This window comes from Nostoc sp. FACHB-152, from assembly GCF_014697475.1.
Lineage (GTDB): Bacteria > Cyanobacteriota > Cyanobacteriia > Cyanobacteriales > Nostocaceae > Nostoc_B.
The window spans coordinates 1-15,835 of the sequence record NZ_JACJRV010000115.1; the positions used below are offsets into that span (position 1 = coordinate 1).

Below are 15,835 nucleotides of genomic sequence, written 5' to 3' on the forward strand. Positions count from 1 at the left end.
TATTGACATTAAGTCCTAATAAGCGTCCTTTCTACCAACAAGGTCAAAGAGCTATGAGACTTATTCTGTCTGCATTCTAGCCCTTTTTGTAGCCCCTTAAGATTTTACTTTCGTATGCATATAAGAGCGCAGGCGAAGTGGCTGTTGGTAACGAAGTTGCTGGAAAGGAAAGCTGGCGGATCAAGCAGGGATTTATGCGCTGGCTCCTCTCAAACGCAATATCCCGTTAACAGATACTGATTTAGCATCCCTAGAAGAATTGCTGTTCAGTGCTGAAGCAGTTGAAAGCCGAGAGCGATTTGAGGAAGTCTGCGGGAAGAACCTCAATCTCAAGCTGTTCATTCGTCAGTTAGTGGGGATGGACAGAAATGCTGCGAAGGAAGCATTTGGGAAATATTTGGAGGGCAGTAGTTACAACGCTACTCAGATTCGCTTTGTGGAAACCATCATTGATTACCTGACGCAAAACGGTGTGATGGATGCAGGTTTACTCTACGAACCACCATTCACCGATCTGCACTATGAAGGATTAGACGGAGTTTTTGGAAGTGACGATGCTGACGGGATTGTTTCAATAGTGCAGTCTTTCAGTGAAACTGTTGGGGTCGCGTGAGGGTTGGTAGTGGGCGGTGAGAGAACGAGCGCACCTTTAACAAAGCCCTCTCCAGTTTTAGTTGATGAACTGAGGAATTCATCTACGGACTTTGAGTTATCAATACTTCGCCAATTTACGAGAGTTAGGAGTTAATTGATGTACAAACTCCCATTTTCTCGGAAGCTAGTCAATTTCTCTCGTCCCGACTTTAACTCATCTCTACCAAAGAATTTGATTATATTTTAGTAAATTCAACGCCGAAGCAGTCGAAAGCTAGGAGAGATTTGAGGAAGTCTATGGGAAGAACCTCAGCCTTAAACTGTTCATTCGTCAGTTGGTTGGTTTGGACAGGAATGCAGCGAAACAAGCATTTTGGCGATATTTGGAGGGACGTAGTTTCAATGCTACTCAGATTCGCTTTGTGGAAACCATCATTGATTATCTGACCCAAAACGGGGTGATGGATGCGGGACTGCTCTATGAGCCACCATTCACCGATTTGCACTACGAGGGATTAGACGGAGTTTTTGGGGCTGATGATGCTGACGGGATTGTTTCTATTGTGCGCTCTTTCAATGAAACTGTTGGGGTCGCGTGAGGGCTGGTGGTGGGCTGTGGGGGGTGATCGCATTACACGGTTGCGGGAGAATGAGAAGCTGGAGGAAACTGCTCGTGCTGTTTTCTCGTGCTGTTTTAAGGTACTTGCTTGGGAGAGTTGATGCGACCGTATTTGACGGCGGTTGAGGAGGGGCTTTTGAGTTTTATAGAGAAAAAATCTTCATTGCCGGGATGAGTAATGCCCACACAGGAGATACATTAACTAATTTATTTCTTGAGAGATAATTAAATAGCTTAGAGGGAGCGATGGTTGGTTATTTTTTAATTGGAAGTCCCTTACGTTTTGTATAGTATTTAATCAACTTATACAATTCAACCATCAATCAGACTATTGTATATACTTGATTTCAAACGTTAGATTGTTACATTGATCATAATTAACACTAATTAGAGGCATCTGGAAAGATTTTTAAATAAAACTAGGCTTGTCTGAGGTGTTTTAAAATTTACCTTTATTACGGCTTTTATTGGTCGTTCTTTACGCAGCCCCGCAAACGAGCCGATTACTATTTAATAATTATGGAGACTTTGAGCGCATTTTTGGGGGATTGTGTCCGAAAATTGCACCCATTTGGCTAAAGTCACTAGCTTCGTCTGAGTGGGATGACCATTATAGCAAACGCCTGAAAGATTCTCGACTACCTAAAATTTTTACCTAGAACGGCAAAATAAACTAGAGTAGGTTTGTAATGATTGAAACAGGCGTAAATAAACCAAAATTTTTAATCAATACCTTCGCCAATTTAGGAGAGCAAGTTAATGTACAAACTACCATTTCTCCGAAGCTAGGCAAAAACAATAATACCTAAAAATTACTTTCAGGTTTATCGCAAGGCTTTTTTAGCGTATTTCGCATAGCATCAAGGGTTTGAGAGTCAAATCCATCTTGTAAGCTAAAGGCTTATTTATGAATGATTTTGCCAGTTTTGCCAAAATTTTTGTAGGCTCTTATTTTGGCAAAGGTATTGTCAATAACAACGAATTTACGCTTGTTTGAATTTTTGCTCTAATAAGTTTTACCACACTAGATTTTTACTATTTAATTCAGGCTTGGCTGACAGTGTTTAATATTCCTGATATGAAACTATAAGCAAGCCGAAGCTTTTTACAAAATCTGCATAAATATTTAAAAATCATTAGATAAGTCGATCAGAGAGAATACCAAGTAAAAGGCTTTTTTAAACGAGATTTTAGCTGATTGGGATGCCGTGATTCCGTGTTTTCAAAATCTGCTCAAAAATAGGATTGTATTAGAAGGCGTGACATGATGGTTAGTAATTCTCCAGAAGTTGGGATTCGCAATTTATACGCTTTGCTTGTGGGTATCGATAATTATCCCCAACCAATTAAGTCCTTAAAAGGTTGTGTAAACGACATTACAGCAATAGAAACTTACCTCAAAAACCAGATTGCTGGAGAATGGAAACTGAGACAACCCAGAATCCTCACGAATGAACAGGCTACTCGTCAGGCAATTATTGATAGTTTTCAAAATTATCTTTGTCAAGCTGGTAGCAACGATATCGCTCTATTCTACTATTCAGGACATGGGGGTCAAGAAAAAGCTCCCGAAGAGTTCTGGCATTTAGAACCAGACCATTTAGATGAAACTTTAGTTTGCTACGATAGCCGTACTGAGGGGAATCACGATTTAGCCGATAAAGAACTTAGGTATTTGCTGGTTCAAGTAGCAAAGAAAAATCCCCGTGTCATTGTGATTCTCGATTCCTGTCACTCAGGTTCGGGAACTCGAAATATCCCTCAAGGAGTACGTCTAGCCCCTGAAGATACGAGAGATCGCGCTTTGTCTAGCTTCATTTTTGCCGAGGACACAACTTTTAAAAATCTTCTACTAACTTCATCAGAATTTAATAAGAAAAAGACAGGGTTAGATTTGCCTAAGGGAAGACATATTCTTTTGGCAGCTTGTCGAGATGATCAATATGCGAAGGAATATCAAGAAGATGATGGTAAAAACAGAGGGGCTTTTTCTTACTTTTTCCTCAAAAGCTTAGAGCAAACTAATGGAAACTTATCTTACCTGGATTTGGCTAGGAATATAGAAGCTTTAGTTAAGGGAAAATTTCAAGATCAAGTGCCTCAACTTGAAGCAACTAACCCAGAAGACTTAAAAGAATCCTTTTTAGGAGGGGCGATTCCGGAACGTCCTTTTTACTTTGTCTTAAGCTACAGCACACGCCCTAACGAGCAGGGGTGGGAAATTGATGGTGGGGTATTACAGGGCATTCCCAAGCCAGTTTCTACTGATGAGACAACCTTATTAGCTATATTCCCAGTGGGAAGCACATCTGAACAGTTAAGGCAAGTCTCAAATGCTTCACAAGCACGAGTGACTCAGGCATTAACCCAAAAAAGCAAGGTCAAAATTATCCAGGGTCAAGAGGGTTTAGACAAAAATAAATGTTATTGGGCAGTTGTCACCAGTTTGCCTCTAGCACCTTTAAAGGTTTACATTCAAGAGAATTTGGCAGAAGAAACAGGCATAATCTTGGCAAAAAAAGCTTTAGAATCAGCTAATTCTGGTCAAAAGTCGCTATATGTGAAGCAAGTTGAAAACCCCGCAGAGGCTGATTTTAACTTGCTAGCCCGTAATGGGCAATACTCGATTAGTCAAGATGAACGACCTGTTGTTGCGCCTATTCCCAAACAACCTGGTTATAGCGAAGATGCTGCAAAAGTTGCAATTCAAGCTTTAGAAGCGATCGCCCGTTGGCGCAATATTCTCAACTTGAAGAGTCCTCAAAGCAGCGAAATTAAGACCAAAGATGTGGAGATGAAGATTAATATTATTGGTTATGAAGGAAAAGATGGAGAGATTAAACCTGATCGAGAGTCGGACAAATCCCTAACCACAAGTTCGGAATTGCGCCTAGAATACAAGTATGAAGATGGGGAGTGGAAAAAGCCAGTCATCCAAGTCAAGCTGCTTAATCACAGCAACAATAAATTGTATGCCAATGTCATCGATTTAGCAGAAGATTATTCTGTAGCAGTTCCTTTTTTTGATGAGAGAAGTAGTGTGGTGCTTCTAGCTCCAACAGCAGAGGGAGCAGGAATTGTTACAGGATATGATGATATTAGCCTCTCCATCCCAGATGAATTTTTAGAACAAGGCATTACTGAATACAAAGATATTTTTAAGCTGATTGTCAGTAAGACAGACTTTAATGCTAGTTTACTGGTGCAAGAGGGACTAAAGCCTCCGATGAGAGGAACGCGAGGAGCAGAATCCGAAAGTAGTCTCGACCGTTTAATGGAGCGAGTCTATAGCCGTAATGCTGTTCGCGCTGGGAGAAAATATGACGATTGGATCGCCAAAGAAATGGCAGTTACTATTGTCAAGCCACGGGATGCCGAACAACTTCAACCGGGTAAAGGCGCAAAACTACTCAATGGTTTGGTTGAAGTGCAACCCCATCCTAGTTTACAAGCACAAGTAACCTTGACCACTATTTCCCAAACAACACGAGATATCGGTAATCTAATTGCACCACCCATTCTGTGGGATGAACAAGGCGTTATTGAATCGTTTCAATTTACCACCAGTCGCGGTAGCAATTCAGGACTCAGTGCTGTGGAGTTATTTGCTGTCAATGATGTAAACTTAGTCACCAAAAATGCACCTCTAACTTTACTGCTTAACCAAGCCTTAGATTCAGGGGAATATCTCTTACCTGTAAGCTATGACGGAGAGTTTTTCCTGCCTCTCGGTGCTGGAGTCAAGAAAGGAAAGCAAATAGAAATCAAGCTGGAACGCCTACCTCAACCGACTACAAGTAGCCGGAGCTTGGATGGTTCGATCAAAATTTTCTTTAAAAAGCTCCGTAGTCAAAAACTAGGAAATTCTTATGAGTATCCTATTTTAGCTGCTGCTCAGGTGAGGGAACAAGACAATAAGATAGAGGTTATTTACAATAAAGATGCAAAAGAAGTCAAAAACCTAGTTGCTTCCGCCCAGAAAATTGTCCTCTATATTCACGGTATTATTGGCGATACCGCAAGTATAGTTGGTAGCGTTCAACAGGCAAAATTAGAGGTGAATGGTCAACTACATCCGCTACAGGAACTTTATGACCTAGTTTTAACTTTCGATTACGAAAATATTAGCACCACCATTGAAGAAAATGCACGTTTGCTCAAACAACGTTTGGAAGTTGTAGGTTTAGGAGCGAATCATGGCAAACAATTGCATATAGTCGCCCACTCAATGGGAGGATTAGTTTCTCGCTGGTTTATCGAACAAGAAAGCGGAAATCAAATCGTTCAACATTTAGTAATGTTGGGAACTCCCAATGCTGGTTCTCCTTGGCCAGCAGTTCAGGATATGGCTTTTGTCCTTTTAGGATGGGGTCTTAATCAAATTCCTGAGATGGTTTGGCCTGCCAAAGTTGTGGCTGATTTAGCAGCTAAGTCACTCAAATTTGTGGAAGCTAACGATAATGCGCTTGACCAAATGCAACCTGACTCAGAATTTTTCCAGGCGATCGCTAATAACCCAGACCCCCACATTCCTTACACCATTATTGCTGGAGATAGATCGATTCCAACATTACAGCAGCAATCGAATCGCTTACGGCGATTAATGGCAAAACTTTTTACTCCAGCCATTAATAAGGTGGTTGATGGTTTGGTGTTTGGGGGAGAACCTAACGATATTGCGGTTCACCTAGCCAGCATTAAAAGTGTGAGTGGCGATCGCACACCGAGTCCAAAAGTTCTACCAAATGTTGCTTGCGATCATCTGACCTATTTCAGTACAGAAGCGGGTTTAAAGGCATTAGCAGATGCTCTCCATCCATAGTTGCAATTGCCCTTCTGATTCCTAAAACCGCATAAGAAGGGCATCAACCATCAAGAAAATGGGAAATTACGTAACCTTATCTACCAAACATGGTGTCTATTATGGCAAAGATTAACCGAAGTTTAGCGATCGTCATTGGCATTGACCAATATACCCATATTCCAAAACTCAAGAATGCTGTCTCTGACGCTGCCCAACTGGCTAGTGTTCTCAAGGCTATTTACGGCTACGAGGTCTTACTTTTACTAAATCAAAGAGCAACTAAAGCAGAACTTGATCGACTCGTAACTAATCTTAAAAATAAAACTATCCAGTTTGATAGTCAGGCGATCCAAATTGAATCAAGCGATCGCCTATTGTTTTACTTTGCTGGTCACGGATTTGCTGAGGAGGCACAAGATAGTGAAGAGGGTAAGCCTGCTGGTTATTTCATGCCTCAAGATGCAGAGGATGGTAATCGAAATACCTGGCTGTCCATGCAGAAGCTATACGAAGTTTTCACTGCCTTAGACTGCCATCATTTATTAATGATTCTAGACTGCTGCTTTGCTGGCAGAATTTCTTGGGCTGGAAAGGGAAGAAATGCAGCACGCTCCCGCAAATTGTATCAACAAAGTTATGACCGTTTTATTAAATATCAAACTCAGCAAATAATTACCTCCGCCGCCCATGACGAAAAAGCACAAGATTCATTTCGTTTTGGACAACGAGGAGAGAAAAATGGACATTCGCCCTTCGCCTATTTACTATTAAAAGTTCTCCAAGGTAACTCCGATGGAGGTAATGATAAATTCATTGAGGCAATTATTGATGATAAGGTAATTACTGTCCATGAACTCTTTGCCTATCTACAAAATCAACTGGGAAAAGTTGCAGAAGAACAAACGCCTGCTCTTTCTCAGCCTCGAAAGTATGACCAACAAACAGGTGAATATGTTTTCCTCAAGGGGGAGTACCTATTTCCTCTTCACAATTTTAATCCCCAAGACTTAATACCCCTGAAGCTGGATGAAAATACCAACCCCTATAAAGGTTTAGCCTCATTTGAAAAATGGGATAGTCAGTTATTTTTTGGCAGAAAAAGGCTGATTGAAGATCCCAAAGAAGGTTTACTTTCAAAAGTTAGCAATCATCTACTTACTGTGGTGTTAGGTAATTCAGGCTCAGGGAAATCTAGCTTAGTAAAAGCTGGTTTAATTCCTGCGTTAGAATCTGATCAGCAGAAGTGGGTCATTCTTGAGCCAATGCGACCTGGTGAGTCTCCGTTGAGTGCTTTGAACAAAATATTAACACAATTGGGTTCGGCTTATTCTACTATTCTGAGTTTAAGCTATCAGGAAAAAAAACAGATTATCTATAATAAAATGGAGAATTTTATTTCTCCCGATTCAAAATTATTGTTAGTAATTGATCAAACTGAAGAATTGTTGACTCTTTGTCAAAATCAAGAAGAACGTGCAGATTTTATTAATCTATTAGATCAATTATTAACTACTTATAAACAACAGTTGCGAATAGTACTAACTTTACGCTCTGAATTTGAACCTCAAATCAGGGATGCAATTAAAGAAACCCATTGGCAAAAGGTTTGGCAAGATGGGAGGTTTGTTGTGACTCCGATGGACAGGGGAGAGTTACAACAGGCGATCGAAGAACCTGCTGCACAACGGGCATTATTTTTTGAGTCTCCTAAGTTAGTCAACGATTTGATTGATGAAGTTGTTCAAATGCCAGGGGCTTTACCTCTACTTTCTTTCACTTTGAGCGAGCTTTATTTAAAGTATCTCAAAGCTGAGGAAAATCTAGAAAGGAATGACCGAACGATTACTGAAGCAGATTATCAGGAAATAGGTGGGGTTACTCGCTCTCTGACTCAAACTGCTGACAAGACGTATAACAAGTTAGTAGAAGAAGTTGACGAGCCAACTATTCGTAATGTGATGCTACGAATGGTAGCTAGTAATGGCGGTGAATTAGCTCGCAGAAAAGTACCAACATCTGAATTGGTTTATCCAGAGCAAAAAAAACAACAGGTGCAGACAGTAATCGATCACTTTTACGAAGTACGTTTGCTTGTCAAAGGATTGGATATCGAAGGTCAAGAATATGTAGAACCCGTCCATGATGCGTTGATAATTGGATGGACAAAGATTAAGTATTGGCTTGATGAGAAGCAAGAGATCGTTGAACGAGTAAGCTGGTGGAATCCAATCAAAAATTTGTTGACTGCAAGTTTAGGAAAAGTCTCTCTGCCTTTAACATCGAAAGAAAATAGCAGTAAAAGTGCTCGCTCTAAAGCTGAAATCCAATTAAAGGTTAATCTCCCTTTGCAACGGGACGTGACTACTGCTGCTGTTAAGTGGAACAACGAGCAGAAAAAGTCAAATTTTCTTTGGAATGCTAGTCCTTTTCTTGATTTTTTAAAGTTGGTACTAAAATCTGAACAAAATAACTGGTTTAACCAATTAGAAGCTGAATTTGTGCAGAAAAGTGTTGAGCAAAAACACCGAAACATTCGTTTGCGTTGGCAGATTGCAATTGCGGTCATACTGGGATTGAGTGGGTTGCTTGGATTATCCAGGATTAATGAAGCCAAAACTAGGAGAGAATCGGCAGAAATAAACTTACAAACGAACCAATCTTTAGATGGGATGGTTGATAGTTTAGAGGCAGGCAAGATCCTGAATAACATAGGTGTGCAGTTATTGCTGCCGTTAACATTTAACAGTAACCTCCAAGAACAAGTAAGAGGAACTTTACTAAGGGCAGTTTATACTGTGAGAGAACTCGACCGCCCAGAAGCGGATCATCCTGGCACAGTGAGAACCAGTTTTAGCTTTGATGGCAAGCTACTGGCTAGTGCGGGAGAAAACTGCAATGTCCCTATCCGTGTCTGGGCTTTGCAGAATCAGACTTTAAGCAAATCGAATCTGATTGAGTTTAAGTTTAAGGATAAGTCTGATAATCATAATTGCGAGTCTGTCAAAATCGCCCGTTTTAGTCCAAACAGTCAACTATTAGCAGCTGCTCGAGCAGAAGGCACTGTCGATGTATGGAATGTGCAAGACGAGGACAAGGAATTGACAAACTTGCAAACATTGAAGACAAAGCAAGGCGAGGTTAAAAACATTAGTTTTAGCCCAAATAGTAAGCTGATGGCTACTACTGGATCAGACGGCACTGTCAGGATATGGAACTTAGACAATCTTTCTGAGATACCTGAAAGTCCTCTTTGCGTTTTCAACTCTTGTGACAAGCATGATGTTTGGAGTATTGCATTCAGCCTCGATGGTAAAAGACTGGCTAGTACCGGAGATAATGATACTATCCGCTTATGGGATCGAGAGGGGAGCCAATGGAAGGAAAATGAAAACATCAAATTCCATATCACTAGAAAAGATCATAGCCTTAAAGAAGATGTCACGAGCGTCAGTTTTAGCCCAGATGGACAGAAACTCGCTACTGCCGGAAAAGATGGCATGATCCGTCTATGGGATTCAAGAGATGGAAAGCTGGTTAGAGAAATTCCCACAAATCAAGACAAAATCTGGGAAATATCATTTAGTTCGGATGAACAGAAACTCGCTATCGCTAGTGCTGGTGAGGATGGAACTGTTCGCTTGTGGGATTTAAATAAGTCGGAAAATTGGGAGTTAGAGAAGTTTGCAGGGCATCATGGGCCAGTCAGAAGCGTCAGTTTTAGTCGTGACCATCAGACACTGGCTAGTGCTGGAGATGATGGCAGTGTCCGCTTGTGGAAGTTGCAGGGTAATGAGTCGGAGAAAGTTGCAGTGACGATGAAGGAGAATCCAACAGACAATCAGGGGGTGATGATTCAGAATGGCATTCAACAGGCTTTTGGAAAGAAGGACGGCACTGTCGAATGGCACAAATCGTCAAATCCGAAGGATTCAATGACTATGAAAAGTGTTCATGTAGGTGCGGTCAAAAGCTTGGCGTTCAGCCCCGATGGCAATCAACTTGCTAGTGGCGGAGAGGATAGGACTATTCGCTTGTGGAATGTCAATGGCGAACAGGAATCCCTATTATCGACTTATAAGGAAGTAAATTCAGTAGCATATAGCCCGGTGGATAAGCATTTGCTTGCCAGTGCTGGAGAGGATGGCACGGTGCAGTTGTGGAACTTGCAGGATTTGCACGATAATAAGCCTTTTGCAAGCTGGAAAGCGTATTCTGGTTCAGTTAAGAAAGTCAGTTTTAGCCAAGATAGTAATAAGGTTTTGGTTTTGATTACCGCAGGAGAAGATAGCACTACTGATCTGTGTAAGTTGTGGCCGATTGAATCATTTGATAATCTGATGAAAGAGGCTGACGAAAAGGTACATGGCTATCTAGAGAAAAATTCCCGGATTAGCGATCGCCATCTCTGTGAGGGCATTGGAACGCCAGAACAAACGCAGAAAATCAGTACAGGTGAAACAACTCCAGTATCAAACCCCAAAAGTCCTATCCTAAAAGCTGAAGTAACGCCGCTCGATCCTAAAGCTGCGAAAGAGATTTCCGAATTGAAAGGACATCAGGGTCAAGTGAGGAGTGTTGCGTTTAGCCCCGATGGTCAAACTTTGGCCACCAGTGGAGAGGATGGAACTATCCGCTTATGGAATGCTCAAGGTAAGTTTTTGTCGCAATTCAAGGGGAATCAAACTGCAATCAGGAGTATTGACTTTAGCCCCGATGGTCAAAAATTGGTCAGTGATGCAGGTGGCAAAATCCGCTTGTGGGACTTACAGGGAAACTTGTTGAAAGAATTCGATGGACAACAAAAATTGATCAGGAGTGTCAAATTTAGTCCCACTCAACCGCAACTAGCAAGCACTGGAGATGACGGCTTTATTCACTTGTGGGACTTGGATGGTAAATTTTTAGGAAAATGGCAAGCCGATCCAAAACGAGTCTGGGACTTGGAATTTAGCCCGGATGGTCAGCAAATGGCTAGTGCTGAAGCTAGCGGGATTGTTAGCTTGTGGAACTTGCAAGGGAAACCTTTGTATAAATTTAAAGAACATATACCTTATCCTGTGCTTAGTGTTGCCTTTAGTCCAGATGGCAAGCAACTCGTCAGTGGTTGTAACGTGGGCATGATTCGTTCGTGGAGTTTACCGGACTACCAGATGAAAAATATGTTCCAGGTTGATCAAGGGGAATTGAATTCCGTCGCCTACAGCCTTGATGGTAAGCTAATCGCCAGTGGGGATAATAAAGGCGATATTAAAATGTGGAAAGTGAACAATCAGCAACCGTCTCCAGTTTGGACAACGCATCAAAATTCAATCATTAGAAAAGTTGCTTTTAGTCCTGATGGCAATATGTTTGTAACCGCATCTGACGATAGCATAGTTAAATTGTGGCAACTTGATTGAAGATTTACGAGTATGAAGTTTGGGAAACATTTAATAACAAAGTTGCTAGGTGGAATGGCACTCTTGTTAAGCGGAAAGCCTTATCAATTAAGCAGTTTGTAATTGAAGAGCTTAACCCTGTTCTGTCACTCTGCAAAAAGAAAAAACTGAGCCAAATTTTCAACTTTATATATAACAAGCATTTGAGCGTTTATTTTCTAATAAAATCTCCCACATATAGCTTTTTTGATAAAAGCCTTATGCTGTAGCTATCCTAGATTATTCTCTGGTAAAAGTGACAAATGAGGGTTAAGGATGAGTACGAGCAAGGCTTGGAAGATTATCAGCAACGAATCGAAAACTTCATCTCGTTGAACACTTGGGAACTTCCACAAGATAAGCAAGCGGAAGTTAAGGCTAATCTGTTAAGGGCATTCCGACATTGAGCGAGTTAGAGGATTGTTTGCAAGTTATCATCGGTCGCCCCGTGATCATCCCGGCTTTATCAGAACAGTTGAACCAACAACAAGCCGAATGTTTGAACCAAATCACTCAGTTCATTCAACAGTACGACCAAAACCTGGAACAGCGTTTGAAGGAAGCAGCGATCGCTGGAGGTGAACAGTTAGCTGCACAGTTACTTGAAGAGTTGGCTGACTGGGAACCCGGACGCAAGCCAGTGCGCTTCAAACAGAAGATGCAGAAACATCTTCAGAAGGTACAAGTGCTGTTGGCTAATGCGTCACCGGAAGCTGGTGGTAGTCTCCAATCGATGATGGAGCATCTCAATTCGATTGTGGATGATCCAGCAATTGTTGATAAGAATCTGGGTGGTGAAGGGCGATCGCAACTTCAGCAAAAGATGGACGATATTCGTTCTAAATTGCTGGACGAGCAGCGCAATCTGCAACAGCTTGCGAGTTCTGACGTTGGACTGACGGTTGCAACTGTGAGCGCGTTTAAGTTCCGTTAGAAAAATGCAATGCAGTGAAAATAATTCATTGCATTGCACAAAATTGAAAATTCTTTGGTGTTTTAAATATGTCACATTTCTCAAAAATCGAAGTCAAATTTAAAGACCAATCGTGTTTGGTCGAAGCATTGCAGAGGTTTGGGTTTTATCCCCAGATACATGACAAGCCAGTACATTTATATGGTTATAGAGGCGACCAGAGAGAACAAACTGCTCACATTGTCGTACCTCGCAATCAAATCAGTCATGCCAGCAATGATTTAGGTTTTTACTGGAACGGTACGGACTTTGAATGTTTCATTTCTGACTATGACAAAAGCTTTGGACTAGCGAAAAGAGATTTTGGGCTAGGCTCACAGTTTCTCCCTTTGCTGCAACAAGAATATATCAACTTGTACTTGCCCAAACTTGCGCTGCAAATGGGAGGTGAAGTAGTAGAAACCGTAACTAATGGTTCGGTCACGACTGTTCGCGTGTCACTTCCAACAGTAACAATTAGGAGATAACAAATGTCGCATTTCTCAACAGTCAGAACTCGCTTAATCAACCGCGAGTGCTTGGTACAAGCTTTGGAGGATCTGAAACTTCAACCCAAGGTCTACTCCTCACCACAGCCATTAACGGGTTACTACGGTGATTCGCAAGGACAAAGTGCAGAGATTGTAGTTGCTGGCTCCAACTTCAATGCCCGTGCAGACATGGGTTTTAAGTGGACTGGTGCTGAGTATGAGATGATCCAGGACGAGTACGAAATTATCCGGCAACTCGGAGGCAAATTCTACGCCACTAAATTAATGCCAGCCTACGGACGACGGATGGTGATGGCGAAAGTGACTGTGCCACTGCCCACCGCCCCGCAGATTCAAGAGCATCTTGATTCTTACTTGCAGTATTTAGGGGAGTCGGCACAAGAACAGCAAGTCAAGTTCACAGTATCGTTAACTGTTGCTGAACGAGAATCTTTAGCTCGTGCTGCACTAGGCTTAACCTTAGAAGAAATCAGCGACTTCTTACGGCTAACTGTCAAAGAGCGTTTGAGTCGCAATGGTATTACTATTGATGCCACTGTGACACCATTAGCTGTGCAGTATAAGACTCGGCTGCTCTCTCAAATGGGTATTGAGCTAGGCAAACCAGCGACAATTCCCTTTGGCGGACTCGACCTATTACGTGAGTGGTTGAATCGACGGCGGCGGTTGTTTACACAAGAGGCAAGGCTGTTACATCTGCCTCAGCCTAAAGGTGTGCTGCTGGCTGGAGTTCCGGGTACAGGAAAAACATTACTTGCCAAAAATATCGCCAATATCCTGAATTTACCACTACTCCAGCTTGATATTGCGTCCCTTCTGGGTTCTCTAGTTGGGGAATCTGAGGGCAACGTTAAACGAGCTTTGAAAACTGCCGAAGCTATTGCACCGTGTGTCTTGTGGGTAGACGAGATAGAAAAGGCTTTGTCTGGTAGTGGTGACACTTCTGGGGTTTCTCAAAGGATTCTTGGATCTATCCTCACCTTTATGTCTGAGTGTACTGCTGGGGTGTTTGTTGTCGCCACCTGCAACGACATTTCAGCATTACCACCCGAACTCAAAAGGAAAGGACGTTTTGATGAAAACTTCTTCGTAGACCCACCCACCGAACCAGAACGAGCGCAAATCCTCAGCATTCATTTGCATCGCTTTGGGATTGCGATTGAGGACGAATATCTAGAGGCTGTAGCCGCTAACACTGCAAAATTCTCCGGTGCTGAACTCGAAACGCTTGCCGCTGAAGCTGCACTATTGGCGTTTGATGAAGGCAGACCTCAGCAGGTGACTTTGGGTGATCTGGAGGCTTGTCGGCAGACGATTACACCACTAGCGGTGCAAGATGCTGCGGCAGTCGAGCGGATGCGTGAATGGGCGAAGACTGCAAGGGCGGCTTCTAGTGCCATTGCAGATAAACCAACTCAATCGTTGAAGACTGCACGGTTTCGGAATTTGAACTAAATATTATGGGAGAAGAAAGTCGGAAGTAAAATGTTTGCTTCCGATTTTCGATTATTGAGTAGTAATCAAGAAAATTTAAAGTCCAAAAACTCAGCAGAAGAATACAAAATTAAGATTTTTACGAGCTTTTAGCATTGCAAGGTTTCGGCAGCTTAAAATAGCTGCTGGGGTAGTAGAATCCCTCTCTAGATTCGCCGTAGTGATCGTAGAATTCAAAGCTGCCGATTTTCTTGAGAATAGGTGCAAACTGGGGATATTTGTCAGCGCGATTGCAGAACCAAACGGCTATCTCTGTTTTGGGGATAACGCCCCTCCAGCAATCAGCAGCAAAACCGTTGATAGTGGTTGTACCCTTGTAAATCATATTGTTGGCTAACCACCAGTCACGACTAAAGACATTAGGTAGTGGGAAGGGGTTAAGGGTACAGGTTTTAGCTTTAGTATTTGGATCTGTTTGAATGAAGTACTCTTGATCTGGATTCTGACCATCTGACTTGTCGAGGTCATACACGTTATAGATGAGAACTTCCTTATCAATATAGTAGGCAAGTTCACGATTGATACCTTGTTTCATATCGAACTCATAGGTGGACACCAGTTGGTTTTGGGGATTGCCGACCTCCTGAAATCTTCCAGAGCCAAAGTATACTAAGGGAAAATTGGGAAATGTTCTGATAGTTTGGCGTTTGAAAGCTTCGTCGCTCAAGAAATTTTGTGTACTCTTCGCCTGACTAAAGGTGGGAAATGAAGTTGCTAAAAAAGTACATAAAATACAAATGGAAATCCACTTCCAGATAGCGTTTTTCATTTTGACAATGAATATTCTCTTGCTTCAGAATCTATCTTCGTTTAAAGACGCTCATCTGATTTTGCTATGTTGATATTTCTTTAGAAAAAACTGTTTGCTATCTAGGAATACTACAAAATATTGCTTTATCTCCGCCTCTAGTTTTGCCTAAAGTTGTGCAACTACAGAGCGTTTGGAAGTCCCTCGTCGCTAGAATGCCGGAATTAGGAACAGGCATGGGTGCCGGGGGAGAAGACGTGCGGAGCGTTATCCCTGAAGTAAAAATGCTCCGCAGATAGCCATCGAAATTATGAGAAATATTCAGGAGACAATTGTGCAAAATCAAGGATTATATTCGGCTGCACTAACAGAACTAAACCAGAGAGGTTGTCCTGAAGAATTAGCGAAACAAGCCGCTATAGTCGTTGCTAATGATGATTCAAGCAAACCGGATTTGGGCAGAAATAGACAAGACCAAAAAGTAATTCAAGAAGCTCTGCCTTATTTGCGGAATCAATAATTAATTTGGGTGGGTGTTTCAGATGATGAAATATTCACCTCATTACTAATTAAGGACTAAAAATCATGGAAACATAAGTAGTTAGGTGCAATTAAATATAAAACGCTCCAGTGTGTATTCACCTGCTTTGCTACGATTTTTCATCCCATCCATTACAGCAATCGCTAAATCGTAC

At 41.9% G+C, this 15,835-nt stretch carries 7 protein-coding genes and 2 pseudogenes; 8 read left to right on the forward strand and 1 reads right to left on the reverse strand.

Annotated features, from left to right (window positions below; translation table 11 throughout):
• The first annotated feature begins 172 nt into the window (after positions 1-172).
• The 7 genes and pseudogenes from H6G76_RS33710 to H6G76_RS33740 all read left to right on the forward strand — a co-directional run bounded on the left by H6G76_RS33710 (position 173) and on the right by H6G76_RS33740 (position 14,353).
• On the forward strand, positions 173-613 hold the full coding sequence (locus H6G76_RS33710) for a type I restriction-modification enzyme R subunit C-terminal domain-containing protein (protein ID WP_190710539.1): 441 nt from the start codon (positions 173-175) through the stop codon (positions 611-613).
• Positions 614-887: 274 nt separating this feature from the next.
• A pseudogene (locus tag H6G76_RS33715) lies at positions 888-1,193 on the forward strand (type I restriction-modification enzyme R subunit C-terminal domain-containing protein); the annotation flags it as partial.
• A 1,284-nt stretch (positions 1,194-2,477) separates the two neighbouring features.
• A complete protein-coding gene (locus H6G76_RS33720) occupies positions 2,478-6,035 on the forward strand; it encodes a caspase family protein (RefSeq protein WP_242056642.1) in 3,558 nt (1,185 codons plus the stop codon).
• Positions 6,036-6,136: 101 nt separating this feature from the next.
• The gene (locus H6G76_RS33725) at positions 6,137-11,416 is read left to right on the forward strand and encodes an eIF2A-related protein (RefSeq protein ID WP_190710529.1); all 5,280 of its coding nucleotides are present in this window, start codon (positions 6,137-6,139) and stop codon (positions 11,414-11,416) included.
• Between the two features lie 284 nt (positions 11,417-11,700).
• Positions 11,701-12,368: pseudogene (locus H6G76_RS33730) on the forward strand (hypothetical protein); the annotation flags it as partial.
• 68 nt (positions 12,369-12,436) lie between these two features.
• Complete coding sequence (locus tag H6G76_RS33735; RefSeq protein WP_190710531.1) at positions 12,437-12,874, forward strand: DUF1257 domain-containing protein; 438 nt, start codon at positions 12,437-12,439, stop codon at positions 12,872-12,874.
• Positions 12,875-12,877: 3 nt separating this feature from the next.
• Positions 12,878-14,353: an AAA family ATPase gene (locus H6G76_RS33740; protein WP_190710533.1), complete on the forward strand. Its 1,476-nt coding sequence runs from the start codon at positions 12,878-12,880 to the stop codon at positions 14,351-14,353.
• A 118-nt stretch (positions 14,354-14,471) separates the two neighbouring features.
• Here H6G76_RS33740 and H6G76_RS33745 read toward each other — a convergent pair whose 3' ends face one another.
• Positions 14,472-15,161, reverse strand: a complete 690-nt coding sequence (locus H6G76_RS33745; protein ID WP_190710535.1) for a hypothetical protein — start codon at positions 15,159-15,161, stop codon at positions 14,472-14,474.
• Between the two features lie 289 nt (positions 15,162-15,450).
• On the opposite strand from H6G76_RS33745, the gene H6G76_RS33750 reads away from it, so the two are divergent.
• Positions 15,451-15,660, forward strand: coding sequence for a hypothetical protein (locus tag H6G76_RS33750; protein WP_190710536.1), 210 nt, complete (start codon positions 15,451-15,453; stop codon positions 15,658-15,660).
• Positions 15,661-15,835 lie beyond the last annotated feature (175 nt).

Bases quoted from the DNA above. Each gene is read 5' to 3' on its own strand.
- H6G76_RS33720 (WP_242056642.1), top strand. From the start codon at position 2,478: ATGATGGTTAGTAATTCTCCAGAAGTTGGGATTCGCAATTTATACGCT.
- H6G76_RS33725 (WP_190710529.1), top strand. From the start codon at position 6,137: ATGGCAAAGATTAACCGAAGTTTAGCGATCGTCATTGGCATTGACCAA.
- H6G76_RS33735 (WP_190710531.1), top strand. From the start codon at position 12,437: ATGTCACATTTCTCAAAAATCGAAGTCAAATTTAAAGACCAATCGTGT.
- H6G76_RS33740 (WP_190710533.1), top strand. From the start codon at position 12,878: ATGTCGCATTTCTCAACAGTCAGAACTCGCTTAATCAACCGCGAGTGC.
- H6G76_RS33745 (WP_190710535.1), bottom strand. From the start codon at position 15,161: ATGAAAAACGCTATCTGGAAGTGGATTTCCATTTGTATTTTATGTACT.
- H6G76_RS33750 (WP_190710536.1), top strand. From the start codon at position 15,451: ATGAGAAATATTCAGGAGACAATTGTGCAAAATCAAGGATTATATTCG.